The following is a 26,631-nucleotide window of genomic DNA, read 5'->3' as shown; positions in this document are numbered from 1 at the left end:
ACGCAGCAGCTCCAGGTTCTGTCGGTCGTACGCATCGATGCTGTTTCCAGCCACGCAAACGAACATGCGCTCTCCTTTCGGACAGGCACACGCGTGCGACTCTCATGAGCCGCCGGTTCTGCACACGCGTTTTTCGGGCATGATTGCATCATAACACACGTGCGGGGCGATTCGCCAGAGATGAGGCCCCCGGCAGCCTGCGGAAAATCTCGCGAGCGCACCGGCCGTCGCTAGCGCTTCAGAAGGACGTAAAACGCTCCCTTGCCTCCGTCCTTGGGCTGCGCCGGTTCGCAGGCCAGCACGCGATCCCGCGTGCCGGGTGCGTTTAGCCAGTTCTCGAGGTCCCGGCGAAGGACGCCCTCCGGCCTGCTCAGCGGATCCCGGCGTTTTTGGCCGGTTATGATCAGCACCACGCGCTGGCCCCGGGAGGCGGCCTGATTCAGGAAGCCGGCCACGCGGGCACCTGCATCGCGACGGGAGTGGGAGTGGAGGTCGAGCCGGGCCTCGATCATCAACCTGCCTTGGCGCAGCCGATCAGCCTGACTGCGGTTGACTCCTGCCGCAGCGCCGATACGGAGGCGGTCGGGGTCGAGGTGGCGTCCGTCGCGGTCGTTCTTGGACGCCGGAACGAGCGGGCCGGTGATCACGGCCTCCTCCGCCACGCGGTCGACGCCCTCGACGGGTCTCACCCCGGCCCGGTCCATTTCCTTCAGGAAGTCCGTGGAACTGTCTGGTTTTGGGGTGCTCGTCCGCGTGCGATCCCGGCCGTCCGCCGGTAGGCTCGGACACTTCCCGCCCGTCCGGTGGTTCACTCCGATCCGAAGGATGCCGCTAGAAGATCGGACCCCGAATCCAGACATCCGATCTGGCGCTGGCTTCCTCGAACTCGACCTGAACCTCATCCGCCTCCGCTTCGCGACCTAGAGCGCGAAGCGACCGTTCCAGCCCGAAGAGGGACCAGGCGTTGTGAGGATGGTCGACGAGTTCGGCCCGGAATACCTCCGCAGCCTCTTCGTGACGGCCCGTTTCGTGGAGCACGTCGCCCAGCCAATGTCGCGCCGAGAAGGGGAGCGGTTCGGGTTCGTCGTACATGAGGCCGTCCTCGATCTCGACGGCCGCCTCCAACGCGGCTATCGCGGAATCGTGATCGCCTTCGCTGCGAGCGATCTCGCCTTCCAGTATTCCGGCCATGATACCGAGCAGGTCCTCTCCCGGGTGGCGGCGGAAGCTCTGGGAGTCACCGGCCTCCCTGGCCGCCTGACGGACCCCGGCCAGGAGTCGGCGCGCCTTGCCGGGGTTGCCGGTCTTGAGGTGGGCGTACCCCATGGCGGCGTCCCACAGTCCTCGGAAGATGGTTCCGCCGGGTGTGTCGTCCTCCATCGCGAGCATCTCTTCAAAGCGCCCGAAGCGCATCATGAGCAGCGCGGTGTAGAACTGGCCGTCGTCCATGAGCTTGGCGTAGTCGCGCGTCGCCTGAATGGCCACCCCCGCCTGCGCGTCGTTCGCCGCGGCGAAGAAGAGCATGTGCAGGTTGTGCGACGGATAGATGGCGAAACCCAAGCCGTGTTCAGCCTTCTGATCGGAGTGCCACGCCGCCAGGTTGCCGCGTACCGATTCCGCCCAGCGTCCGACCCTGTTGAAGGTGTGGGAAGGCATGTGCTGAATGTGGCTCGCACCCGGGATGGAGGAGCCCAGGTGCTCGGCGCAGGCCTCCGCCTTCTCGGGCACGACGGTGCGTTCGGTGGCGTGGACGTAGAGGTGACAGGCCCCGGGGTGGGTGATGTCCTGATCGAGGACGCTTTCCAGCACGGTGTGAATGCGCCGAATCTCGGGATTGCCGATCTCCCACCACTCCCTGCGAGGCTGGAGCAGCATGAGCGACTCGCCCGCCAGGAAGCCGATGTCGAGATCGGACGGATGGGCCTCGTAAAGCTCGTTGACCTTCTCGGCCCAGGCCTCGTCGAGTTCGCGCCGGCGATCCCGCTCGTGCGTATGCTCGTACCTGACCGCCATCGCCTCGATGAGGGCCCGCTCCACCGGATCGGCACCGTCACGCAGCTCCATCGCCCGCATGATGGCGTGATGGGCGCGCGGGGCGTCGTCGGAAACCATGGGCCCGTTCAGGTACGGACCCCAGGCCCAGGCCTCGCCGAGGTAGCACATCGCGCATTCCGGATCGTACTTCCATGCCTCTCGGAACGAACGGGCGGCGAGATTGGGGTCGAAGGCGTAGAGCAATTGCAGACCCTGATCGAAGTAGAGTTGCGCCTGCTCGGAATCGGTCGTGATCGACCGGGTGAAGGGACCGAGCCCCTTGCCGTCGTGGTGGAGCGGCATCGGCTCGTCGAACCCGCGCGGCATGGTCGGACCGCCGTCGTGGCCGTCGTGATTCTGGGCCGAGAGGGCGGTTGCGGACAAGCCTGTCGCAAGCGGCACGGCCGCGAAGGCGAAGAGCGCCAGTCTGGTACGTCGCACGACTCTACTCCCATGGTTGAAGGGGGACGTCTGCCGACAGTCCGCAGGAGGTCGTCCACGGGCTGTCATGACAGTATGCGGCATGACCATGCGCCGGTCAACAGGCGATGGGGCGATCTCCCGACGGCCCTGCGCTTGACCGGGATGCCCTCGGTCCGTAAGATCACCGGGCACGCCCGTACTCTCCAGGTCTCGCCATGGCCCCCGACCCCTCGTCTTCCAAGAACTCGCTTCCCAGCTCCGACGGTAACCTCTCCGGGACCGCCTCCCCGCGCATCTCCCGTCGGACTCTCATCGCCGCCGGTTCGGGCGTTCTCGCCGCAGGCGTCCTCAAGACCCAGGCCGACGCCTTGAAGATCTTACCGGAAAGGCTGGGTGCGCAGGACGCCGGACCGCCTGCGGATCCGACCAAGGTTCCCGGTCGTCTCACCTCGGATCTCGGAAGCCGCGCCCCGGAGGAGCAGCCGAGGAGGCTGGTCCGCGCTCCTGCTCTGTCGAGCTCGTCGCGCACACCGCTGCAGGATCTCTGCGGCACGATCACGCCTGCCGATCTCCATTTCGAGCGCCACCACGCGGGCATCCCCGACATCCGCATCGACGACCACGAGCTCCTGGTCCACGGCATGGTCGAGCGCCCGACCGTCTTTTCCATGGCCGACCTCAAGCGCTACCCGAGCGAGTCGCGGACCTGCTTCCTGGAGTGCTCCGGTAACGGCGGCGGTGCCTACGACCGGAACAGGATGCCGAGGGAGATCACGCCCCAGCACCTCGACGGCCTTCTCTCCACCAGCGAATGGACAGGCGTGTCCCTTCCGCTCGTTCTGCGGGAGGTCGGGGTGGAGTCGGGAGCCAGTTGGATCGTCGCCGAAGGGGGCGACGCGGCGATCATGGCCCGGAGCGTTCCCATGGAGAAGGCCTTCGACGACGCGATGCTCGCCTACGGCCAGAACGGAGAGGCGATCAGACCCGAGCAGGGTTATCCGCTGCGTCTGCTGCTGCCGGGCTGGGAGGGCAACGCCAGCGTGAAGTGGCTGCGGCGCATCGAGGTCACCGACCGTCCGGGGATGACGCGCGACGAGACCTCGCGCTACACCGATCCGATTCTTGACGGGAAGGCGCGCCAGTTCAGCCTGGTCATGGACGCGAAATCCCTCATCACCTTCCCGGCCTATCCGTACGAGCTGCCGGAGGCCGGCTGGTGGGAGATCAAGGGACTCGCCTGGAGCGGCCGCGGCCGCATCACCCGCGTGGACGTGAGCACCGACGGCGGGGAGAACTGGACGACCGCCGAGCTCCAGGAGCCGATCCTGAGCAAATCGACGGTCCGCTTCCGCCACCTCTGGGAGTGGGACGGCGAAGAGGCCGTGCTGTTGAGCCGGGCGCACGACGAGACGGGCTATGTGCAGCCGACGGTCCAGCAGCTCTGGGAGGCGAGGGGCGAGCGGACCAGCTACCATCACAACCAGCAGCGGGCTTGGAAGGTGGACGACGACGGACGGGTCACGTTCGGCTTGGGAGAGCTGATCTGATGCGTATGCCGAAGGGGGTCGCGGCCGCCGCGACATTCGCGACGGCGCTGGCGTTAGCGACGGCTCTGGGCGTCGCCGCCTGCGCTGAAGCCGACCGTTCCGGCGAGACCTTGCTCACAGCCCGGGAGCTGCCGGAGCGACGGGAGCTGCCGGAGCGATTCGGATTCGGGAGTGAGGCGAGCGCGGATCGCATCGCGATGTGGGACATCGACGTGGGCCCGGAGGGGGTCGGCTTGCCGCCTGGTAGCGGGAGCGTCGCCGAAGGGCGGACGGTCTACGACCTCCAGTGCCTCGCCTGCCACGGGCCTACCGGCACCGAAGGACCCAACGACCCGTTGGTCGGTCCTCCGCCGGGCGACGACTGGCCGCAGTCGCGGGCCGCCGGCCACTACTGGCCCTACGCCACGACCCTCTTCGACTACATCGGGCGGGCGATGCCCCAACTGACTCCGGGCACCCTCTCCAGCGACGAGACCTACGCGGTGATAGCCTACATCCTCCACCTGAACGGCCTCCTTGAAGAAGACGCCGTCCTGGATGCGGAGGCGCTGGCCGCTATCGAGATGCCGGCGCGGGATCGCTTTGTGCCGGACGACCGCCGGGGCGGGCCGGAGATCAGGCAGTAGGCCGGACCGCCGCAGGCCTCGTTTGGTTGAAGGTCGTCACAACCGGAGCTCTCGCCAGCTTACCCGACGGTCCTCCACCGCGTCCCGCACGGCCTGCTCCCGCTCGTTCAGCCGCGAAGCGCCGGTCTTGACCTCCACGAAGACGACCTCGACCTCGTAGCCTTCGGAGAGTCCGTCGAAGACCACCAGGTCGATCGGGCTCCCCAGGAACCGGGCGTCGCGCGGATCGTAACCGAAAGATTCGGTGAAAGGCGCAAGCTGCTCGACGGTCTGGCCCCGGGTGACTGCGCGGCTGCGGACGATGGCGTCCTTGCGGGCCTTGTCCAACTCCCCCGGCATCCCCTCCCTCAGGTCGTGCAGGCTCTGACGCGCGTCCAGCCAGGCCTTGAGCGCCAGCGCCGCGATCAGGGCGAAGACGAGAGCCGCGCCCACCGCCACGCCGAGAGGACTCACGTCCGTGGCGGCTCCCTTTCGCGCTTCCAGTCCAAGGTGCGCTTGCCGGCGGCCGGCCGGCTCACCGCCGTGAGGCCGGGACCCGTTCGGAACCCGTCGCCCCGTTCACCGGAAAAAGCTGCATCAGCTCACCGGGCAACTGCTGGATCATGTACCCGATCAGGGCGCCGGTGGACTGGATCTGGTTGACGCTGGTGAAAGGTATCATGAAGCTGACTTCGGCCGCAGCCTCCTCGCCGGCCTCTTCCGGCAGGTCGATCAGAGCGGTCAGGGTGAGCGGCGCTCCGGAGATGAGCCTCTGGATGTGGCTCGGCCCCACCACGACTATGTCTTCGAGCACCGCGCCGCTCTCCGCCTCCCCGATCCAAACTATGTCGGCCGTGTCCGGCGGTCCGAAGTGGAGAATGTATCGGGTCTCGTTCCCCAGAGCTTGCGGGAGCGTCGCCCGCACTCCCAGGGACGGGGCGAAGACGATCTCGGGGTGCTCGAACTCCACCTCGAGGGTGTCGAGAAGGGCGTCAAGCTCCGCGACGACATCGGGTTCGAGATCGTTACGCTGATGGATGAGGGGCGAGAACGCCACCGAGACCGCGACGTTGCCCTTTCGGGCCACAACCGTCGAGCGCGCGCCGCCGAGCGAGCCGTCGGGCCCTATCGTCAGACCCTGCGGCGTACTCCACGGGCGCAGCTCCTCGACGCTCCACATGTCCGCAGCCCGGTCAACGAAGCGGTAAGGCAGGGCGGAGTCCGGCGGGACGGTCGCCTTCTCGCACACGGGACTCTCCTGGGTCGAGCAGGCCGCGATCACCTCCGGCCGGACCAGAATCGCGCCGTCGCATACCGCCGCCATCTCGTTGAGGTCGCCCGATTCCTCCAAGGTGGAGACGGCCTCGGCCTGAGCGTCCGCAATGACGGCCTGCACCCTGCCTTTGATCGCCTCGCGTCCGATGGTGCGCTGACGCTGGAGGTCCTCGTTCTGGGTGTCCACGTAGCTCTGGGCCAGCCGGCCGTCGGCGACGAACCAGCCATGGACCTCGGCCTCCAGCGGATCGGTCTGGTCGAGCTCCGCCATGATCGAGCGCTCTTCGAGGAGGATCGCCTGCATGAGGACCTGCGCCCTTTCGGCTCTCGCGCCGATCGGCTGGAGAACGGCGTTGACCTCTTCCACGCGGGCGATGGTGCTGACGCACTCCCGCGAGCGGGCGAGTTCGATCCGTTCCAGATCGGAAGGGATCGACATCGGCAAGACAGTGTCCGGCGGCGGTGCGACCTGAGCGCTGTCCTGGGCGGTCGCACCCGGGGCCGAAAGGAGCTGAAGGGCCGCCAGGGCCGCACACGCGAACGCGACCAGTGTCCGCGCGGATGCCGGTCCGGGTCCACGACGGGTCATGCTCTCGACGGACATGTCAGCCGCCCCGCGCGGGCTTGCGATAGTCGAGCGGCGGGGGACGATCGCCGAGCAGCGGTTCGTAGGTCCAGTCCTCGGGGATCCGAGACCGGTGCTCGACCTTCGCCCTCGCGACGAGATCGGGATCGGTGAAGAGGTCGATCGCCGTCATCGCGAGCGTCTTGGCGGCGACCACCATCCCCTTGTTGCCGATGCTCGTCCCCCCGGCGGCGACCGCCTGCCAGGAGTGAGCGGATGTGCCGGGAACCCAGGTGGCGGCGTTCATGCCTGCCGTCGGGACCATCCAGCTTACGTCGGCGACGTCGGTGGAGCCGCCGGATCCCTCCTCGGTCACGTAGAACGGCTGGATGGAGGCCGCCGTCTCGAGCGACGGGACTTCGTGGAGGAAGGTCTCGTGAATCTGTTCGGCGAACTGCCACTCCTCGTCGTTGTAGTGGACGCCGCCCACCCTTTCCAGGTTCGCGTGCATGGCCTCCTGGAGCGCGACGTTGGGCAGGATGTTGTAGAGGCCGTGGATGACCTCGTACTCCATCGTCGTCCCGGTACCGAGCGCCGCTCCTTCCGCCGCGTCGGCGACGCGCTCGAAGATAGACCTTACCTGCTCGGGATCGGGATGACGCACGTAGTAGAAGACCTCGGAAAAATCGGGCACCACGTTGGGCGCCGCGCCGCCGTAGGTGATCACGTAATGGATGCGCGCCTCCATGGGCACGTGCTCGCGCATGAGGTTGATCATGTGGTTCATGGCCTCGACGCCGTCGAGCGCCGAACGACCCCGCTCGGGAGCGCCGGCCGCGTGCGCGGATACGCCCGAAAAGCGGAACTTGGCCGACTTGTTGCTGAGCGTGGAGCTCGCTCCGGCTCCGTTCCGGGAAGACGGATGCCAGTGCAGTACCACGTCGACATCGTCGAATAGCCCCTCGCGAACCATGTAGACCTTGCCCGCGCCTCCTTCCTCGGCGGGAGTTCCGTAGACCCTCAGTTCGCCCGGCTGGCCGCTCGCCTCCATCCAATTGCGCAGGGCGATGCCGGCCGCCACCGAGCCGGTGCCGAATAGGTGGTGTCCGCAGGCGTGGCCGCGCTGTTTCTCATCGATGGGTGCGCGGACCGGAGATCGGTCCTGGGTGATGCCGGGCAGGGCGTCGTACTCGGCCAGGATCCCCACCACCGGTCCGCCGTCTCCGTTCCGGTAGCTGGCGACAAAGGCGGTCGGTATCCCGGCGACCCCTTCCTCGATCTCGAATCCGGCTTCTTCGAGGGAGTTCCTGAGCAGCGCGGAGCTCTCCACCTCGAGGTAGCCGAGCTCGGCCAGGTCCCAGATCTTCTGAGCGATCTCGCCGTAGACCTCGGCGCTTGCGTCGATCTCGTCGGCCACCATTTGCTTGGAGTCCTGGGCAGAGAGGGCGGCCAGAGATGCGGAGGCCAGGCTCACGAGCAGAAGCGAGGCCAGCGGTGCGATGCGGGTCGGTCTCGGTATCGTCATTTTCTCTACTTGTTCTCTTGGAGGCGATCGGTGGAGAATGGAGGATCGAACGTTGGGACGATGCGGGGCGGTTCCCACTGGTCAGCGCGAGCGCCCGCCAGGTCCGCGAGCGGCGCCCTCCCAGTCGGGGTCGGCCGCGCCGACGAATACGCCGGTCGCAGGGTCGTACTGGATGCCGTGGACGCGTCCGTACGCTCCGCTGCGCTGAACTTCCAGCACCTGCAGACCGAGTGCGCGCATCTCTTCGAGCTCGCTCGCGGTCCAGCCGACGATCGGGGCTGTCTCAGCCGAGATGCCTGCGCCGGAACCGGCCACCCGGGGCTCGGCCAACGCTTGGGGAAGCGGCATGCCGAAGTCGATGACCCGGGTCACCGCATGCACCACCGCAGGGGGTATCATTCCTCCTCCGGCGGCTCCCAATACGAGAATCACCTCCCCGTCCTTGACCACCATGAAGGGGCAGATGTTCGAGCGCGCCCGCTGTCCGGGCTCCATCCTTCCGAGGTAGCCTCCGAGTGTGGAGGCGTAGAGGAAGCCGAGTCCGGGCGTCACCACTTTGGATCCCATGTTCGGCCCCAGAGTCTGGGTGAGCGAGACGAACATGCCGTCGGCGTCGGCGGTGGAGAGGTGCGTGGTGTGCATCGACTCGGGTCGCTTCGCGGATCCGTCGTGCGCAGGAGGGGAAGCCCGGGAGCCGGTTGGGGCCGGGACCCGGTTGGCCGGCTGAACGAGTCCGTCCACGATCGAAGCGAGTCCGTCGGGCTCGGGTTCGATATTGGCGGTCGCAGGGGCGGCTAGCCGTTGAGCCACCTCGCGAGCCCACTCTTTCGAGAGAGCCCTGGCCGAAGCGGTGTCGCTCCCGAGTGCGCGCAACTCTCCTGAGGCGATCCCCAGCGCCTGCCCCACGAGCGCGAACCACTCGGCCTCGGTCATTTCAGAGGGATCGAAGTGTTCCAGCACCTGGAGCGCCTGGATGGCGAGCACGCCCGCGGCGGGAATGTCGGTGCCGACGAGCTCGTAGCCCCGGTAGCCGCCCCGGACGACCTTGGAGTCGAGGGCCTCGTAGTCCTTGAACGCCTGAAGGGTCAGCGCACTGCCGTTCGCGGCCAGGTCGTCGGCCATCCGGCGGGCGATTTCCCCCTCGTAGAAAACCTCCCGCCCGCCCTCGGCGATGCTGCGCAGAGTGTTGGCGTATACGGGTTGCCGCAGCAGATCGCCGGGTGCGTGCACCGTCGAATCGCCTCGGTAGAACGCCTCCACCGTGCCCGGAAACTCGACCGCCTGGACGAACCCCGCCGCCTGCCGCGCCGCAGCTCCCGGAAGTACCCGGAACCCGTTCTCGGCATAGTCGATGGCCGGAGCCATGAGTGTGCTCAGGGGGAGAGATCCGTGCTCGGAATGGAGCCGCATGAGCCCCGCGACGGTGCCCGGGACGCCTATCACCGGGTAACCGTAGCGCGCCTGCGGGGCGGTGTCGTAGTCGTAGTCCCATGGTGCCTGAGTGGTGCCGTCGATGCCTGCGAAGGACCCGTCCGGGCGACGGAGCAGAATCTGGATGCGTCCCGCGATGCTGCTCATGGTGGGTTCCACCACGCTCAGAGCGAAGGCCGAGGCGACGGCAGCGTCGGCGGCGTTGCCGCCTGCTTCCAAGGCTCTGACGCCGGCTTCCACGGCCAGCGGGTGCGCCGCCGAGACCATGCCCGCCTGCGAGCGGCCCGACTGACCGACGGCCTGAGCCTCTCCGGGGTCCGCGCAGGCCACGAAGGAGATAAGCAGGAGGCTGGGGATGAGTGCGTGCGTGGCTTTCATGGATGCCGGTGCGGTTGAGAGCTTGACGTAAAATCTAAACAGACACGAGGCCTTACAGCCCGTGGACAAAGACTCTCACGGCAGCGCGACGCCGCATCCGGGCCCTACCGCTTCTTCCAGCCTCGCCTGCGAGAGCGGTCGTCGTCGGCGAGTCCGGCGTACCTGCGGCGGTGATATAGAAGAGGTTCGTCCGAGCCCGCGTGGATGATTTCGACCCGGCACACCACGAGCTTGGATGCGTCCGCCTTGAAGCTCTTCCGAGCCGTGCACTCCAGACCGACGCTCGCGCCGGCGATTACGGGCGCATGCGAGCCGCTCCACTCCGGTGAGCCAACGGGGAAGGGGTCGGCGAATACCGAGGCCCAGTGCGCCTGTTCCTGGGAGAGGACGGTCACGCCCAGCGGAGATCCTTCTTCCGCGAACGGCAGCACCTGCGCGTTCGGCGAGAGGGCGACCAGCACGCTGGGAGGGTCGGCGGCGACCGGGATGAAGGAGGTCGCCGTCGTGCAGATGACGGCCCCTTCGTCGCGGGCGGCGATCAGCGTGACCGAGCCGGCCCAGTTGGCCATGGCGTCGCGGAAGAGTTCGGGCGATGCCATTGTGAAGACCTCGACTATATCCGCCGACTTCGGGTCTGCAACAAACGCGAAATGCGAGTTTCATGGGAAGGAGATCCCAGCTTTTCTCCCGTCGAAACGCTGCTGAAGGTCGACACTGGAAAAAAATGCGGGAATACCTGAGGACGCGCAAGGGGAGTGTCGGTAACAAACAGGAAATGTCCGGTTCTCGGGGTACGTAATCCGTCCGGAAGCTCGTCCAGCGGCATGCCGAGATCCCACCGCTCGCGCGTTCCGGTCCGCGCAGCCCACCCGACACCCGCCCGACTCCCACTCGACGCGGCCTTCTAGCCATCTTTAGCCCATGATCGAAGCGCTGGCGACCGCAGCCGTCGAAATCGGACCGCCGCCTGCAGAGGCCGCGAGCCTCGTGCACGCGGACAGCGCCCAGCCTTCCGGTGAGGCCCTGCACAGACTTCGATCCATCCTTGGCGTCGCTCTCGTCCTCGGGGTCGCCTGGCTGTTTTCGGGAGCCCGATCACGCATTTCCTGGCGACCGGTCGCGTGGGGGATGGCCCTTCAGTTCGCGTTCGCCCTTCTCATGCTCAACACGCCCATCGGCGTAGCGGCGTTCGAGTGGGCCAACGGCGTCGTCATCGCCATCCTCACTTTCGCGCTCGAGGGAGGCTCGTTCCTCTTCGGGAGCCTGATCACCGACAACATTCCGGTGGGAACCCATCCGCCCCCAGGGTCGGCCGAGGGCGTCTTCGTCCCCGAGACCGGGAGAGTGGCCCGCACCGGCGCCTTCTTCGCATTCGTGATCTTCCCGAACATCATCTTCGTCTCCTCGCTGATGGCGCTGCTCTACCACTTCGGGATAATGCAGATCGTGGTGCGGACGGCGGCGCGGGTGATGCAGGCGTCGATGCGCACTTCGGGAGCGGAGACGGTGTGCGCGGCCGCGAACGGCTTCACCGGCCTCATGGAGTCTCCGCTGACGGTGCGGCCCTACTTGAGCCGTATGACCGAGTCGGAGCTGATGACGGTGATGACGGTGGGGATGGCGACCATCAGCGGAGGCACGTTAGTCGCCTACGCGGCCATGCTGCTCCCCCATGCGCCGGACATCGTCGGCCACATAATCGCGGCCGCCATAATGTCGGTTCCGGCCGCCGTCGTCGTTTCCAAGCTTGTGGTTCCCGAGACCGAGACGCCGGTGACTCGGGGGCGGAGCCTGAAGACGCTCGGGTCGGGGACCTCCGCTACCAATGCCGTCGACGCGGCCGCACGGGGTGCGGCGGAAGGGCTTCAGCTCTCCCTCGTCGTGGGGTCGATGATCATCGCCTTCGTAGCGCTCGTTGCGGTGATGAACGGATTGGTGGGATGGCTGGGCGGGTTCGTCGGCTCACCGGGCGCGAGCATCGAAGGTACGCTGGGATTCCTGCTGGCCCCGGCCGCATGGACGCTCGGCATACCTTGGGAGGACTCGGCGTTCGCCGGCCGGATGATCGGCATCGACTTCGTCCTGAACGAGTTCGTCGCCTTCATCCAGCTGGAGGAGGAATTGAGGGCGGGCGGAGGGATCGCGGGCGGGGTGATCGGGGAGCGCTCGCTGGTCATACTCGTCTACGCCATGACGACCTACGCGAACTTCGGCTCGGTTGCGATGACGTTGGCGGGGATCGGTGCGGTCGCGCCCAAGCGCAGAGGGGATCTGGCGCGCCTCGGACTCCGTGCGGCGGTTGCGGGACTGCTGGCGTCGATGCTCACGGCCGCGATCGCCGGGATGCTGGCGTGAGTCGGGTCGGAGGGCCGGCTCCGATCGGGACCGGGGTGCGCCTCGAGGCCACCGCGAGGTCGGCGTCGATCCGAGGCGGCACGGGCTTCAGAACAGCTCCCCCTGACCGACGCTCCGCCTGAAGTTATCGGTCGACATTCTCGGAGGGCGGGCGTCGAGGCCCAAACGGCTGGCCGTGGCATTGAAGAGCGCCCTGATCTGGCCCGCGTACTCGCCCCGCGCCCGAAACCGGGTGTGGAAGTCGGAATCGTTCAGCTTACCGCCCCGAGCTTCCCTGACACGGGCCAGCACCTTGTTTCGGCGGTCCGGGAAGTGGAGCTCCAGCCAGTCGACGAAGTGTTCGGCCACGGCTCCAGGCAGCCGCAGCGGGATGAAGGACGCCCAACCGGCGCCTGCGCGAGCGGCCTCGGTGAGTATGGCGGGAATCTCCACGTCGGTCAGCCCGGGAATCACGGGAGCCACGAAGACGCCCACCGGGATGCCGGCCTCCGCAAGTTCGCTCACTGCCGCCAGCCGTCTGGCCGGAACGGTGGTTCGCGGCTCCATCACCCGCTGCAGGTCGTTCCGCAGAGTCGTGATCGACACCGTGACGTGCGCGCAATCCGCCTCCGCGAGAGGGCGCAGAATATCCACGTCCCTCGTGACGAGATGGTTCTTGGTGACGATCGTCACAGGGTTCAGAAAATCCTGCAGGACCTTAAGGCATCCGCGCGTGATCCCCAGCTTGCGCTCGACCGGCTGGTACGGGTCGGTGACCCCCGACATCGCCACTACCTGCGGTTCCCACGACGGTCGCACCAAGGCCTTCCTGAGCAGCTCGGGCGCGTTCCGCTTGACGAGGATCTTCCTCTCGAAGTCCAGGCCCGACGAGAAGCCCAGGTACTCGTGAGAGGGTCGGGCGTAGCAATAGACGCAGCCGTGCTCGCAGCCTCGGTAGGGGTTGACCGAGGCGTCGAAGCCCAGATCCGGACTCCGGTTCGTGGAGATGATCGACCGGGTGGAGTCGTCGATGTACTCGGTGAGCGGGTTTACGTCGAGGGCGCCTTCTTCCAGCTCCACATGGAGCCGTTCGAAACGGTTGGGAGGATCGCGCGAGACCCCTCTTCCTCTGAACCGGCCGGGCTGCCTTATGGTCGGAAGCGTGCGCATCCCGAATATTCGGCATATTTACGGGTGTGCGCAAGGGGCGACCCTCGTGGTGTAGGACGCTGCGGCGATCGCCAACTCGAATCCCGCCGACTTCCGGCGTTCCCACCCCACAATCATTCCCATCCGCGATCGTTGTAGCTTTCTAGACGCCCAAGTCTCGTCTCGCCTCGCCATCGCCGCACCTCGGAGAACCCCCCGCATGTCCATGCAGGAACAGCTCACCACTCAACTTCGCAAGACTCAGCGTTACTTCAGGAATACGGCGTCATCCTTTTCGGAGGAGGATTCCGGGTTCGCTCCCACCGAGGAGATGTTCACCGTGGCCGCTCAAGTCGCGCACGCGGCGGACACGCTCGACTGGTTCGTGGAGGGAGCGTTCGGCCGGGGCTGGGACATGGATTTCGAAGCCCTCAACGCCAAGGCGAAGGCGGTCACCTCTTTCACGGAGGCGATGGCTTGGCTCGACCGGGCGTTCGACGGCGTGGCCGAGGTCATTTCCGAATCCGACGAAGAAACCCTGCAGGCTCCTATCCCGAACGACCAGCTCATGGGCGGCATGCCGCGGGCGGGCATCGTGCCGAGCATCGTGGATCACACCGCGCACCACCGCGGGTCGCTGGCCATATACGCTCGGCTCCTGGGCAGGGTCCCGGCGATGCCGTACAGTTGAGCGGCCGACCCATGTCGGATCGCAAGAAACGTCTGATCGTCGTCGGTGATCGCGTTCTGGTCCAGCCCGAAGAGGGGGAGGATCGAACCAAGGTCGGGCTCTACCTGCCCCCGAGCGCCATCGACTCGCAGGCGGTGCAGGGGGGAAAGGTCGTGGCCACCGGGCCCGGCAACGCGGTGTCGGCACCGACCGAGCTCGACGACGAGCCCTGGAAGAACGCCTCTCCCGAGCCGCGCTACGTTCCGCTTCAGGCCCGGACCGACGACTACGCGATCTTCTTCCGCAAGGCCTCGGTCGAGATCACCTTCGAGGGCTCGCGCTATCTGGTCGTGCCTCAGGCGGCGATCCTGGCCCTGGTCCGCAACGAGGACGAGGTGGAGGATCTGCTCGAGTACTGAACGGGGCCGATAGCCGCCGTTGAGCATCGAGCGCTACCGCGGCTTCATAGACGACTGGGGAGCCTTCACTCGATCCCTGTCGACGCCGGAGCCCGAAACTCTGCGCGTGAACAGAAGCCGAACCGACGCCCGCACGCTCGCCCGCCGTCTTGCCCGCAAGGGTTTCGAGCTCGTTCCGGCGGAGGGCGTTGAAGACGTCCTCACGGTGGAGCGGGGGCCATGTCCGCTCTCGGCGACCGTGGAACACTGGCTTGGCGACTTCTACATCCAGCGGACTTCGACCTGCGTCGCAGCCCCAGCTCTCGCTCCCCTTCCCGGCGAGCGCGTGCTCGATCTCTGCGCCGCTCCGGGGGGCAAGGCCGGTCACCTTGCCGATCTGATCGGACCGGCGGGTTGCGTGGTCGCCAACGAGGTGAACGAGCTCCGGGCGAGAGGGCTGCTCGGAAACATCTACAGGATGGGGCATGCCAACTTCGCGGTCACGGTGGGAGACGGTCGCGCCTTGCCGGAATCCTCCACCTTCGATCGAGTGCTCGCCGACGTACCCTGCTCCGGAGAGGGAACGGCCCGCCGAAAGGGCGGCCGCATTCGTTCCGCGCCCGCGTCGTTCGCCCGCCATCTCGCCGGCAAGCAGCGCGGACTTCTGGCCAAGGCGATCCGACTGGTCCGCCCGGGTGGTACGGTCCTCTATGTTACGTGCACCTTCGCTCCGGAGGAAAACGAGGCCGTGGTCGCGGACGCTCTCGCCGGTGAACCGGTCGAGGTGGTCCCGCTCTCGCTCGGCGTGCCTTCGGCGCCCGGGCTGACCGAGTTCGACGGCGTTTCCTACGGCAGCGAGCTGGCCGGGACCGCGCGCGTCTATCCGCACCATCTCGACTCCGGCGGACTCTACATGGCCAAGCTGGTCAAGCTCGGGAACGAGGAAGCTCGCGGCTGGGGACCTGTGGACCCGGGAGGTCGGGCCGAGTCGGAGCGTGAGCTGGCCGGGCTCGCCGAGGCCGAGATGACCGGCCGATTCGGGGTCGCGGCCCCGGTTTTGGAGAAGATGCGCTGGAGAGAGCGGGGCGGACGTCTCTGGCTCCACTCCCTTCGCGAGTGGCCGTCGTGGCTCGGCGACGAGGCGGCTTCGGGCGTCCATGGCTCCCATCCGGACGGCGTCAGGCTGGCGGCGATCGGATTTCGGGCCATGGAATTCGATTCGCGCGGCCGCCCTCGCCCCACCAACGACCTCCTGCGCGGGCTCGACCGCGAGATCACGGAGAGGATCGTCGACACCGATCTAGACGGACTTAGCACGCTTCTCGCAGGTGAGTCGCTTCCGTTGACCCCGGCGCACGCCCTCGGTCCCCATGCCCTCAGGGTAGGGGGCGACGTGATGGGCCGCGTGGCCGCGACCCGCCAAGGACTTCGGTCGGAAATCAGCCGGGTGCGAGCACGCGAGCTCCTTCGAGTCGGCCGATTCCGCGAGCGGGTCAACCGAACCCGATCGTGAGAGCGACTCCGATGGCCGCGATCCCCAAAGCCAGCAGGATCAGGTAGGTGGGACCGGCAAAGCGGAACCACTCCTCGTAGCGTACCTTGACGGTGGCGAGCACGGCCATGAGCGCACCGTTCGTGGGAGTCATCAGATCGCATAGTCCGCCGCCATACTGGTAGGCGAGCACTACGATTTCCCGGGACATTCCCAGCAGGTCTGCGAGCGGAGCGGCTACGGGCATGGTCAGGACCGCCTGGCTGCTGACGCTGGGCACCACGATGTGAAGACCGGCTTGCGCCACCGTCATGCCGGCCGCCGATGCGAAGAGAGGAAGGTCGGAAAGCGGTGTGAAGAGGGCGTGGACGATGGTGTCGAGCACTTGCCCGTCCTCGAGCACGAGGTAGATGGCCCGGGCGAATCCTATGAGCAGCGCGGCGTAGGCCATGTTCCGGAACCCGCGCACGAAAGCCTCGGCGATCCCGGTCGGCCCCATGCGCTTGATCGCTCCCACGGCGACGCCCATGATGACGAAGGTCGCCGAAAGCTCGTCGAAACCCCAGCCGAGGCGGACCAGCCCCAGGGTGACTACCGCGAAGGTGACCGCCACCAGCAGGAGGACCGCCGTGTCCGAGGCTGTGAGCGAACCCTGATCGGCGTCTTCGCCCGCGGAGACCTGCGGTTCGGCCCGGGTGCGAATGGCGTAGCGCATGGTCGCGACGATCCAAATGCCTAACGCGATCGCCAGGACGGACGACCTGAACCAGGTTCCGGTACCCGGGTCGAGATCCGCCACCCTCTTCGCGATCCCCACCTGGAAGGGGTTGGTCGGGCTGAACGCCGACCCCACCATCGCCGATCCCAGACTCATGCCTGCGGCCACCACCGGCTGGAACCCCACTCTGCGGCATAGGACCAGCATCACGGGCGTGAGGGCGATGACCTCTTCCTGCATGTTGAAGGTCACACCCGCCGCGCCGAAGCAGAGCGAGACCACCGGTATTGTGAGGATGGTGCGTCCGGCGAGGAACCGCGACAGCGCGGAGGTGCCCCTTGCCAGCACTCCCGCCGAATCCAGAACCGTGAAGGCGCCGCCGATCAGGAAGACCAGGAAAATCACGTCGCCCACATGCAGCATCCCTCTCGGGATCGCGACCACGGCGTCGAACGCGTTCACCGTCGAACGCTCCGAAAGCTCCTCGTAGGTGCCTGCGACCATCACTTCGCGCCCCGTCCCCTCGTCCAGTTGGCGGTCGTACTCGCCTGGGACGATGATCCAGCTCGCGAGGGCGGCCAGAAATATCCCGCCGGTCAGGAGGACTAGCGGGTGCGGTACCCGCAGGCGCGCGGCCAGGCTCATCGGTCAGGGCAGGCTGACGATCTTACTCTCCGGCTACCGTGTTGGTGTCGGTGCCGAACTGGACGATGTCGTCCGAGGTCACACCGAGCCGGTGCGGCAGGGCGTTCTCGGGGAGTTCGAAGGTCGAGAGCTCGAGGCTGGCCGGATCCACGGTTGCGATCATGGCTGCTGTGGCGGCGGGGACGGGACGCATTGCACTCTCGCTCGTTTGATCGGGACTGACCGGGTCGGACGGTGGCGGTCGGGGCGGAGGTGCAGGGCGCTGTTTCCCGCCGGGTCGCCGCTCCGGACCGCCGGCTTCAAGATTGACCGTATCAGCCGGTCGCGCAAGTATCTTTGGGTCCGTTCTCACCATTACGAGCAGAATCCGTTCTCACCATTTTCAAGCATGTCATGAAGACCATCGCGGTGCTTACCGGCGGCGGCGACGTCCCGGGTCTCAACGTGGCCATCAGGGCCATCACGCTCCGGGCCGCCGCCGAAGGCATGCGCGTGCTCGGCATCCGACGCGGCTGGGCCGGTCTGGTCGAGATGAGTCGGGAGGCCGGAGCGGACAACTCCGACTCGGTGGTCGAACTGACGCCCGGCGTGGTTCGAACGTCGGCTCGCACGGGCGGCACCATCCTGCACACCTCGCGAACGCGCCCCAGCCATACGACGCGCGACCGGGTACCGGCGCACCTGCGCCCGATCTACGCCGAGGAAACCAACGACCTGACACCCGAGGTGCTCACCAACCTCGAACACCTGGGGGTCGACACTCTCATTCCGATCGGCGGAGACGACACCCTCTCCTACGCGCACCGACTCCACCGGGAGGGCGCCCGGGTCGTCGCCATTCCCAAGACGATGGACAACGACGTGCCCGGCACCGACTACTGCATCGGATTCAGCACCTGCGTCGCGCGCACGATCGAGCTCGCGCACCGGCTCCGCACCCCGGCGGGATCGCACGAGCGCATCATGGTCATCGAGGTCTTCGGGCGTTACGCCGGGTTCACGGCCCTTGTGCCCGCGCTGGCCGGAGCTGCGGATCGCTGCCTCATTCCGGAACATCCGTTCGACGCCGAACACCTGGTTCGCCTGCTCGTGGCCGACCGAGACTCGAATCCGAGCCGCTACGCTGCGGTCCTGGTCTCCGAGGGCGCGACCTTCGCCGGTCATAGCGAGATGAGCGTCACCGACGAGGAGACGGACGCCTACGGACACAAGAAGCTCGGCGGGATCGGCGACGCCGTCGCTAACGCCATCAAACTCCACTCGACCGCCTTCAACGAAGGAAGGCGGGTCAACACGATGAGCCAGCGGCTGACCTACCTGGTGCGCTCCGGGGCCCCGGACGCCATGGACTCGATCATACCGCAGGCCTACGGGCACCTGGCGATGGATTTGGTCGCCGAGAAGAGGAGCGGGGTACTGGTGGCGCTAAGGGACGGTTCCTACCGACCGGTGTCGCTGGAGGTCATGGCTGAAGGGGCTCGCTCGGTCGACGTGAACCTCTGGTACGACCCCGACGAGCTCAGACCGCTGGACGCCGCGCTGGGCCGGTCGTCCATCTTCCCCGGGTGAGTGGAGAGGGGACGCCCCCTATTCGGTCCGCAGGGAAAGCAGGTGCGCCGAGACGGCACCCGCCACGATCACGAGCAGGGCGACGAGCCAGAGCTGGTCGAAGACGAAGTACGTAGAGGCGGCGATCGACCCCCAGAGCCCGACGAGGGAGGCCCCGCGCACACGTGACGAGATCGTGCCCCGGAGCTTGTACGCCGTCAGGTAGCGCCCAAAGATGGGGTTCCCGAAGAGCCAGCGCTCGGCCCTCCGAGACGAGCGCGCGAAGCACCACCCGGCAAGGAGCAGGAAGCAGGTGGTGGGCCAGACCGGGATTGCGATGCCGATGACGCCCATGATCACGCTGACGAACCCCAGAGCGAGGTAGAGGGCCTTGCGGACCGGCCTGGGCAGCCGGCCCGCGCGGGTTTCCATCTCTCTGTGATCGATTGGACAGCGTTGGCCCGACACCAGCTACCTCCTGATACCCGCCGCCGTGTTGGCCGGACCCGACTCGGCGGGTCTTTCGCGTACCAGCTCGCGTTCGCGGGGATGGATCTCGTCCAGCGTCATGCCGTCGTAGAGCCGTCCGTTCTTCATGACATAGGCGATGTCCACCGTATTGCGCAGGTCGTCGAGCGGGTTGGAGTTGAGGATGACGATGTCGGCGTACTTGTCCTTCTCGATCGATCCGATCTCGCCGCCCAGCCCTATCGCCTCCGCGCCCAGTATCGTGGCCGCCCTGAGCATGTCGTGATTGGCGCCGCCGCCGGCCGCCATCGCCCAGAGCTCCCAGTGGAAACCGACACCCTGGATCTGACCGTGGCTGCCGACCCCCACTCGCGCGTCGGCCTCGAGCATCTTTTTCACGAACTCGCCCTGCTCAGGAAAGACGTATTCCTCTGGCAGGAACCAGCCCGCGCCGCCGGGGCTGCCGCCGCCCCCCGGACCGCGCCTGCGCGCCCTGGCGTCCAGGTTCGCCGACGGGACGAAGACGTTGAGCTTGGGATCGTCGTGCACCTCCTCCGTGGCGTAGAAGTAGTTCTCTCCGAACGGGCCGCCGTAGGACACCAGGAGGGTGGGTGAGTTCGTGGTCTGCGAGGTCTTGAAGAGCTCCACCACGTCGTTGAAGATGGGCGTGATGGGCAGGTTGTGCTCGATCCCGGGATAGCCGTCGATGGCGTGGGTTATGTCGATCTTGTAGTCGAGTCCGCCCTCGGTGGTGGGCATGATCTCGAGCTCGCGCGCCGCCTGGATGATCCACTGACGCTGCTGTCGGTTGCCGCTCATGTACATCTTCAGCGTCTTGGTGTCCCAGTACTCGGCGTACCGGCGCAGCACTCGCTTGGCGTGGTCCGCGTCGGAGATGTTCTCCTGGATGAAGACGCCGGGTCCGGTGGAGAAGATGCGCGGACCGGTCATCCCTCCGGTGAGCACGCGGTCGGTGTAGCTGAGGATGTCGGTCGATCCCGTCTGGGGATCGCGGGTGGTGGTGACTCCATAGGCGAGCGTGGCGAGGTACTGCCAGACCTCCTCCGGGTGGACCTCGGGAACCAGCCACTGCGCGTGGTAGTGGGTGTCGATGAAACCGGGCACGAGCGTCTTCCCGCTCACGTCGATCGTGCGGGCGCTGTCGGGGATCTCGACCGAGTCCCTCGGGCCGACGGCGACGATGCGGTTGTCGGTGACGACGACCACTCCGTCTTCGATAACGCCGACCTCGACCACCGGGTCCTCGGGCTCCTGTTCTTCCTGTTCGTCCGCCTCGTCCTCCTCGGCGGCGGCTTCCTCGCCTCCCTCGGCCCCTTCGGCTCCTTCCTCCCCTTCGCCCTCGGCGGTCTCGTCATCCTCCTCGCCCTCTTCCGGGTCCTCGGGCGGCGGCGGCGTCTTCTTCATCGTTATCACGCGACCGCCCACAAGAGCGACAGTTCCGCGAGGGATGTCTCGCGGCAGATCCACCTCGATCTTCCGCTCCACTGCCTCGTAGGACTCGGTGGTGTCGGCGAGAGCCTCGTCGTCGCCGTCCCGGACCGCTTCGGCCTTGGCTTCGATTTCCGCGGCGGCCTCTCGGATGGAGTCGGCTCTGGCGATAAGCTCGTCGGCTCCGGCCTGAACCGAGTCGGCGCGCAGCCTGCGGATCTCCTCCTCGAGCTCCTCCGGAACCTCCTCGTCGGCCTTCTCCAGACTGTCCTTCTCGGACTTCTTTTCGGAGAGAGTGTCGTTGACTGCGGCCACTCGCACCCGGTGGAGCGCCAGCTCGTGAGCCGTCTCCTCCTCCTCGGCCTCCTCGGCCTCGACGTGAGCCAGATCGTAGGTGAAGAGAACGTTGCCGAGCGACCAGTGGACGCGTTCTCCGTCCGCCGACCAGGACGGGAACTCGCCGCCTACGTCGCTCAGCTTGCGCGCCGGAACCGGTGAGGATCCCGTGCTCGCGATGAAGAGAATGTTAGGAGGCTCGGGCCCGGCCTCGTCGGCGATGTCCACGACCAGAATGTCACGCCCGATCTGAACCAGCGCGCGCTCCCCGGTCGGCGAGAGCAGGGCGAGCCCTGCCGGACCGGGACCTCCGGCCTCGGTCGGGTACGGCTCGGGGTGAGCGGCTGCGGGATCGGCCGCGCCCTGGGGGCCGTTGGCCGTGCCGGTGAGTCCGGGAGCGTCCGCCCCGAAGTTGCCGGCCCCGCCTTCGGGACGGAGCGCCGGATCGGTCACGCCCCTGCCCATGGGAGACTCCGCGCGCCAGGGGTAAATCCGCCGCGGCAGGTTGACGAGCCGCTCCGTGTGCGGATCTCCGATGCCGCGTACGCCCTGCGATCCCATCACGCGCAGGTGTCGTCGGAGGTCGGTGCCGTCCCAGCGGAACGAGACCAGCCCCTCCAGCGGCGAGTAGGCGTAGATGCGTTCCGAGTCGTCGGCGCGGAAGTGCGCCACGTCGCGAGTGCCGGTCGGCGAAATCACTGTGGCCTCGCCGCCGGTGGCCGGGATCCAGACGAACTCGGCCCCCATCGGACCGAAGAATGCGTCCGCAGCCTCCTTGAGCTCGCGCGCCGCCCCCCGTGAGGCGACGATGCGCTCTCCGTCGGGCGACCAGGCGATGTTGTAGTAGAGGGCCGCATCGACGGTGAGCTGCGACGCCGGTCCGCCGGCCGTGGGGACGCTCATGATGTGGCCGCCCTCGCTGTCGTCCCACGAGACGTAGGCGACTTGGGAGCCGTCCGGCGACCACTGCGGGTGGAATTCGCCCACGTCGGTGGCGGTGAGCCGTCGAGCGTCGCCGTCGGGAAGCTCCTTCACCCAGAGCCGGTCGAAGGCGGTGAAGGCCACCATCCCGCCGTCGGGAGAGGCTGCCGGCGACCTGATCTGGCTCGCAGTCACCATCTCGGCTGTGTCGATCGTGTAGGCGAATTTCACCTCCGGGCCCACGGGAAGCTCGACCGGCGCCTCGAACGGGATCTCCGAAGCCTCGCCGCCGTCCATGGGCACGCGCCAGATCTTGCCGCCGTAAGAGACGACGATCGCCGAGCCGTCCGGTGTGAACGAGTAGCCGGGGAGAACGTCGAGCGGCGCCCGAGATTCCTGCTCGTCGCGCTGAACCGGGAAAGCCAGCCACTCCTCGTCGCCGGTCTCGAGATCGCGCTTCCGCAGCCCGGTGTCGGGTCCGTGACGGGTACCGTAGACGAGCCAGTCGCCGTCGGGAGAGACGGCCGGTCTGAAGGCCGATCCGTAGCGGTTGGTGATGGTGGTGGTCGTGCCCTTCTCCCTGTCGAAGCGGTAGAGCTGATAGAGAGGCAGGACAGCGTTGTACTCCCAGTCCTGGAAAGCGCCGGCGTAGTAGACGTAGCGGCCGTCGGGGCTGAAGGCCGCGCCCACCCGCTTGGGGGCGCCGCCGCCCAGAGGCATGGGCGAGCCCCGATCCACGTGTACGATGAAGGTGCTCGCGGAGCCGCCCAATCCGCCGGACCGGGAGACGGCGATATGCTCGCCGTCAGGTGCCCACTCGGGCGAGAGATAGAGGCTGCCGTTGCCCCTGGTGACTTGGGTGGTGTCGGTGAGGTCGAGCCTTATGGTCCAAAGGTTGTCGCCGCCGCTGCGGTCGGAGACGAAGGCCACCGACTCGCCGTCCGGGCTGAAGCGGGGCTGCGCCTCGTAAGCCATCCCCCGCAGGAGCGGAACCGCTTCTCCTCCCTCGATGGGGAGCAGGTAGAGATCGCCCAGGAGGTCGAAGACGATCCGGCTGCCGTCGGGGCTCACGTCAAGGGATATCCAAGTGCCCTCGGTGGCGGTGTACTCGACGGTGCGTGTGCCGCGCAGGGGCAGCGGATTCTGTCGACCGCCGCCGGGCGCCTGAGCCGCGAGCTCGGCCCCTGCCAACGAGAGGCCGGTCGTGAGAACGATCGCGGCGCGCATCATGATCCACCTCCTCTGATTCCGGCCCTGACTTCGGGCGCGGTGTTCCTCCACGGCTCCGCAGGCGCGGGCCTCTGCCTCGGCCACAGTTCGTCGAGAGTGTCTCCGTCGTAAAGTCTGCCGTTCATCATCACCTGGCTCACGGTGTTCGTGTTGCGAATGTCATCAAGTGGGTCGGCGTCGAGGATGACGAGGTCTGCGAGCTTGCCGGCCTCGATCGAACCGAGATCGCGGCCCAGCCCTATCGCCTCGGCTCCCATGATGGTCGCCGCGATGAGAGCGTCGTGTTCGCTCATGCCTCCCATTTGGAGAGCCCAGAGCTCCCAGTGGTAGCCCAGCCCTTGCAACTGGCCGTGGCTGCCTACGCCGGTCCTGCCGCCGCCCTCCACCAGATCGGCCAGCCAGGCGGCGTGATCGTCGAACGAATACTCCTCCTCCATGAACCAGCCGCCCGGACCCGGGCCGGTGGTCTGGAGCCGGCGCGCCTTGAAGTCGAGCTCGCGCCGCGGCGTGAAGTGGTTGAGCTTCTCGTCTCCGAAGATGTCTTCCCGGGTGTAGAAGTAGTTCTCCGCCCAAGGTCCTCCATAGGAGACCAGCAAGGTCGGAGAGTTGACCGTTCCGGATTCGGCGAAGAGCTCGACCACGTCGCCGTAGGCCGGGACGATCGGCATGGAGTGCTCGATCCCGGGATAGCCGTCGATCGCGTGGGTCATGTTGAGCCGGTAGTCGAGACCGCCCTCGGTCGTGGGCATCAGCTCGAGCTCCTGCGCAGCCATGATCAGCCACTGACGTTGGCGGCGGTTGCCCGACATGTACATCTTGAAGGTCTTGGTGTCGTAGTAGTCGGAGTACTTGCGCAGGACCTCCACGGCGTGCTCGTAGCTGCGCACGGCGTCGCCGGAGAATACGCCCGGACCTGTCGAGTAGACCCTCGGTCCGACCATGCGCCCCGCCCGCACCATGTCCTCGTAGGAGAGGACGTCCGTCGTGGCGGTCTGGGGGTCGCGGGTGGTGGTGACCCCGTAGGCGAGATTGGCGGTGTAGATCCACGGGCGCGCCCAGTGGAATCCCCACAGGTTCCACATGTGGGCGTGAGTGTCGACGAAGCCGGGAACGATGGTCTTGCCCGATACGTCGATGACCCGAGCGCCGTCCGGTACCTCGCCCGGACCGGACCGGATCGAGCTGATGCGGTTGTCGGTCACGGTCAGATCGGCGTTCTCGACGATCTCGTCGTCGTTCATGGTGATGACGCGCGCGCCGCGAAGAACGACGATTCCCTGCGGGATGTCGCGTTCGGCCGTGACCGTGATCCGCGTCTCGACGGCCGTGTACTCCGGGTCGGCGGCGGCGTCCAGATCGTAGGTGAAGAAGGAGTTGCCGAGCGACCAGTGCAGAGTGCGCCCGTCGCCTCCCCAAGCGGGGAATTCACCCCCGAGCGAGTTGAGCTTCCACGAAGGCATCCCGGCCGAGTCGGGCTTGGTCACGTCGATATCAGGCGCCTGCGGGCCGATGTCGGGCACGGTCACGGCGTACATGTCGTCCCCGACCTGCGCCAAAGCCAGGTCGCCGGTCGGCGCCATCTGCACCAGGCCGGCGGTGGTTCGAGGCACGAGCTCCCGCGGTTCCTCCTCCAGCAAGTCGAAGCGCTCCGGCATCACCAGATCAGAGTAGAGCGAGCGCACGTAGCCCGGCGGAGTCGATCCGGCGTCGATGTCGATCTTCCTGAGCACGCGCAGATGGGAGCGCAGATCGGTTCCGTCCCAGCGGGTGGAGAGCAGGGAGCCGAAGGTGAATCCGCCCGAGGGAGATCCCGGGATGGGTGCGGTCCGGCCCGAGCCGTAGTAGTAGATGCGATCCGGGTCCTCCGTGAAGTGCGGATCGCTGCGCCCGGCGGTGGGGCCGATCACCGTCGCCTCTCCCCCTGCCGCGGGAACCCAGACGAACTCGGCGCCCTGTCCGAAGCCGATAAAGGGATCGATGGCCTCTTGGACGTTGCGCCTGTCGGACCGAATGGCGACGACGCGAGCGCCGTCCGGCGACCATGCCGGCTGCTGGTAGTAGGCCGGGGCGCTGGCGGTAAGTACGCGCGCCTGACTTCCGTCCGCGTCCACGCTCCGAATGTGTCCTTCGCCGGAGTCGTCGTCCCAGGTGACGTAGCCCACCGAGCTCCCGTCGGGGGACCACACAGGTTCGAACTCGCCGAACTCGTCGGAGGTCAGTCTGCGGACGCCCGTGCCGTCGGCGTTGGCCACATGGAGCCGGTCGAGGGCGATGAAAGCTACGAGCGACCCGTCGGGAGAGGGAGTCGCGTCGCGGATCTGCTTGACGGTGAAGGAGGGCGTGTCCTCGATCGGGTACTCGAACTCGACCTCGGGACCGATGGCGATTTCCGCATCGACGGTGAAGGGGATCGACGTGGGGTCCGAGCCGTCGATCGGGACCCGCCAGATGCCCCCGCCGTATGAGAGGACGATCGCGTCCGACTCGGGGGTGAAGGAGTAGCCGGGGAGCACGTCCATGGTCGCCGTCGACTCCTGGTCGTCGCGCTGAACGGGGTAGGCGAGCCAGCGTTCTTCCCCGGTGTCGAGCTCCCGAAGCCGGATGCCGGTGTCCGCGTCCTCGCGCGAACCGTAGGCGAGGAGCGAGCCGTCGGGAGAGAGCGTGGGTCGGAAGCCGGAGCCGTAACGGTTGGTCATAGGCGTACGCACGCCGCTCCGACGGTCGTAGACCCACACCTGGTACTGCGGAAAGATGGCGTTGTAGCTCCAGGTACCGTTCCTCTGCGCATACCAGATGTAACGTCCCTCGGCGTCGACCGCCGCACCCAGCATCCTCTGGAAGGGAGTTCCACCCACCATCTCGATCCCGCTGCCGCCGTCGGTGTGGTACAGCCAGAGCTTCTCCAGCCCGTTAAAAGTGCGCGAGACTATGATGTAGTCTCCGTCGGGCATCCACTCGGGGGAGACGAAGCGGGAACCTACTCCCTTGCTGATCTGCGTCGGTTCGCCCCCGGCCGTCGGCACCGTCCACACGTTGTGGTCGCCGCTCCGGTCCGAGACGAAGACCAGGGTTTCGCCGTCCGGGCTGAAGCGCGGCTGGATGTCGTAGCCCATCCCCGAGGTGATCTGGGTGGCTTCGCCGCCCTCGATGGGGAGGGTGTAGATGTCGCCGAGAAGGTCGAAGGCGACGGTCTTGCCGTCGGGTGCGACGTCGAGCGAGATCCACGTGCCCTCGTTGGTGGTGAAGCGCGCCCAGCGAGCGGGCTCGAGCGGAAGACCGCGGTCGGGATCGAGCTTCTCCTCCTCCTGGGCCCCCAGAGACGGAGCGAGGATCGCAGGGGCGAGCAGCGCGACCCCCAAAACGAAACGGCTCCCGAACGACAGACGGCGGGATCGCGGGAACGGCGGGAACGATCGCGGGAACGAAAGACGCATGAAGACTCCTTCGGACAGGATGCAAGGGCTTGGAATAATAACGCCGGGCGGTCCGG

General features: G+C 67.0%; 20 protein-coding genes. 7 read left to right on the top strand and 13 right to left on the bottom strand.

Annotated features, from left to right (window positions below):
• Positions 1-230 precede the first annotated feature (230 nt).
• Complete coding sequence (locus J4G12_00315) at positions 231-689, bottom strand: Smr/MutS family protein (protein MCE2454251.1); 459 nt, start codon at positions 687-689, stop codon at positions 231-233.
• Between the two features lie 142 nt (positions 690-831).
• The gene (locus J4G12_00310) at positions 832-2,475 is read right to left on the bottom strand and encodes a hypothetical protein (GenBank protein ID MCE2454250.1); all 1,644 of its coding nucleotides are present in this window, start codon (positions 2,473-2,475) and stop codon (positions 832-834) included.
• 197 nt (positions 2,476-2,672) lie between these two features.
• Here J4G12_00310 and soxC point away from each other — a divergent pair, with 197 nt between their 5' ends.
• Both soxC and J4G12_00300 read left to right on the top strand, forming a co-directional pair.
• The gene (gene soxC, locus J4G12_00305) at positions 2,673-4,004 is read left to right on the top strand and encodes a sulfite dehydrogenase (protein ID MCE2454249.1); all 1,332 of its coding nucleotides are present in this window, start codon (positions 2,673-2,675) and stop codon (positions 4,002-4,004) included.
• A 5-nt stretch (positions 4,005-4,009) separates the two neighbouring features.
• Complete coding sequence (locus J4G12_00300) at positions 4,010-4,630, top strand: cytochrome c (protein MCE2454248.1); 621 nt, start codon at positions 4,010-4,012, stop codon at positions 4,628-4,630.
• A 36-nt stretch (positions 4,631-4,666) separates the two neighbouring features.
• Here the strand turns inward: J4G12_00300 and J4G12_00295 are convergent, their stop codons facing one another.
• From J4G12_00295 to J4G12_00275, 5 genes are all read right to left on the bottom strand, one after another.
• Positions 4,667-5,083, bottom strand: coding sequence for a hypothetical protein (locus J4G12_00295; GenBank protein ID MCE2454247.1), 417 nt, complete (start codon positions 5,081-5,083; stop codon positions 4,667-4,669).
• A gap of 61 nt (positions 5,084-5,144) precedes the next feature.
• Entirely contained in the window at positions 5,145-6,323 is a 1,179-nt protein-coding gene (locus J4G12_00290; protein MCE2454246.1) for a hypothetical protein, read from the bottom strand.
• A gap of 166 nt (positions 6,324-6,489) precedes the next feature.
• Entirely contained in the window at positions 6,490-7,974 is a 1,485-nt protein-coding gene (locus tag J4G12_00285) for an amidohydrolase (GenBank protein ID MCE2454245.1), read from the bottom strand.
• A gap of 81 nt (positions 7,975-8,055) precedes the next feature.
• On the bottom strand, positions 8,056-9,783 hold the full coding sequence (locus J4G12_00280) for a gamma-glutamyltransferase (GenBank protein MCE2454244.1): 1,728 nt from the start codon (positions 9,781-9,783) through the stop codon (positions 8,056-8,058).
• A gap of 104 nt (positions 9,784-9,887) precedes the next feature.
• The gene (locus J4G12_00275) at positions 9,888-10,382 is read right to left on the bottom strand and encodes a flavin reductase family protein (GenBank protein MCE2454243.1); all 495 of its coding nucleotides are present in this window, start codon (positions 10,380-10,382) and stop codon (positions 9,888-9,890) included.
• Between the two features lie 322 nt (positions 10,383-10,704).
• Between J4G12_00275 and J4G12_00270 the strand changes: the two genes are divergently transcribed.
• Complete coding sequence (locus J4G12_00270; protein ID MCE2454242.1) at positions 10,705-12,138, top strand: NupC/NupG family nucleoside CNT transporter; 1,434 nt, start codon at positions 10,705-10,707, stop codon at positions 12,136-12,138.
• Between the two features lie 87 nt (positions 12,139-12,225).
• On the opposite strand, the gene J4G12_00265 is transcribed toward J4G12_00270, so the two are convergent.
• Complete coding sequence (locus J4G12_00265) at positions 12,226-13,287, bottom strand: PA0069 family radical SAM protein (protein MCE2454241.1); 1,062 nt, start codon at positions 13,285-13,287, stop codon at positions 12,226-12,228.
• Positions 13,288-13,486: 199 nt separating this feature from the next.
• On the opposite strand from J4G12_00265, the gene J4G12_00260 reads away from it, so the two are divergent.
• The 3 genes from J4G12_00260 to J4G12_00250 are packed head-to-tail and all read left to right on the top strand — an operon-like array spanning position 13,487 to position 15,847.
• Positions 13,487-13,957 carry a DinB family protein gene (locus tag J4G12_00260; GenBank protein ID MCE2454240.1) on the top strand — a complete coding sequence of 157 codons (471 nt, stop codon included), beginning with the start codon at positions 13,487-13,489 and terminating at the stop codon, positions 13,955-13,957.
• A gap of 11 nt (positions 13,958-13,968) precedes the next feature.
• Complete coding sequence (locus tag J4G12_00255) at positions 13,969-14,355, top strand: co-chaperone GroES (protein MCE2454239.1); 387 nt, start codon at positions 13,969-13,971, stop codon at positions 14,353-14,355.
• Between the two features lie 19 nt (positions 14,356-14,374).
• Positions 14,375-15,847, top strand: coding sequence for an RsmB/NOP family class I SAM-dependent RNA methyltransferase (locus tag J4G12_00250; GenBank protein MCE2454238.1), 1,473 nt, complete (start codon positions 14,375-14,377; stop codon positions 15,845-15,847).
• Here J4G12_00250 and J4G12_00245 read toward each other — a convergent pair.
• Together J4G12_00245 and J4G12_00240 are read right to left on the bottom strand one after the other, a co-directional pair.
• Positions 15,828-17,189, bottom strand: a complete 1,362-nt coding sequence (locus J4G12_00245; protein MCE2454237.1) for a YfcC family protein — start codon at positions 17,187-17,189, stop codon at positions 15,828-15,830. The genes J4G12_00250 and J4G12_00245 overlap by 20 nt on opposite strands.
• Positions 17,190-17,211: 22 nt before the next feature.
• Positions 17,212-17,352 (bottom strand): hypothetical protein, encoded by a 141-nt coding sequence (locus J4G12_00240; protein MCE2454236.1) that lies wholly within the window; start codon positions 17,350-17,352, stop codon positions 17,212-17,214.
• 230 nt (positions 17,353-17,582) lie between these two features.
• On the opposite strand from J4G12_00240, the gene J4G12_00235 reads away from it, so the two are divergent.
• Entirely contained in the window at positions 17,583-18,758 is a 1,176-nt protein-coding gene (locus J4G12_00235) for an ATP-dependent 6-phosphofructokinase (GenBank protein ID MCE2454235.1), read from the top strand.
• 18 nt (positions 18,759-18,776) lie between these two features.
• Here the strand turns inward: J4G12_00235 and J4G12_00230 are convergent, their stop codons facing one another.
• From J4G12_00230 to J4G12_00220, 3 genes are read right to left on the bottom strand one after another with little or no spacing between them, the layout of a single operon-like run.
• On the bottom strand, positions 18,777-19,169 hold the full coding sequence (locus J4G12_00230) for a YbaN family protein (protein MCE2454234.1): 393 nt from the start codon (positions 19,167-19,169) through the stop codon (positions 18,777-18,779).
• A 39-nt stretch (positions 19,170-19,208) separates the two neighbouring features.
• Positions 19,209-23,141, bottom strand: a complete 3,933-nt coding sequence (locus J4G12_00225; protein ID MCE2454233.1) for a PD40 domain-containing protein — start codon at positions 23,139-23,141, stop codon at positions 19,209-19,211.
• The gene (locus J4G12_00220) at positions 23,138-26,575 is read right to left on the bottom strand and encodes a PD40 domain-containing protein (GenBank protein ID MCE2454232.1); all 3,438 of its coding nucleotides are present in this window, start codon (positions 26,573-26,575) and stop codon (positions 23,138-23,140) included. The genes J4G12_00225 and J4G12_00220 overlap by 4 nt, the downstream gene beginning before the upstream one ends.
• Positions 26,576-26,631: the final 56 nt, after the last annotated feature.

The organism is Gemmatimonadota bacterium (genome assembly GCA_021295815.1).
Lineage (GTDB): Bacteria > Gemmatimonadota > Gemmatimonadetes > Longimicrobiales > Gaopeijiaceae > JAGWBQ01.
The sequence above is the reverse complement of the archived record's forward strand: the minus strand, read 5'-3'. Positions and strand labels throughout refer to the sequence as shown.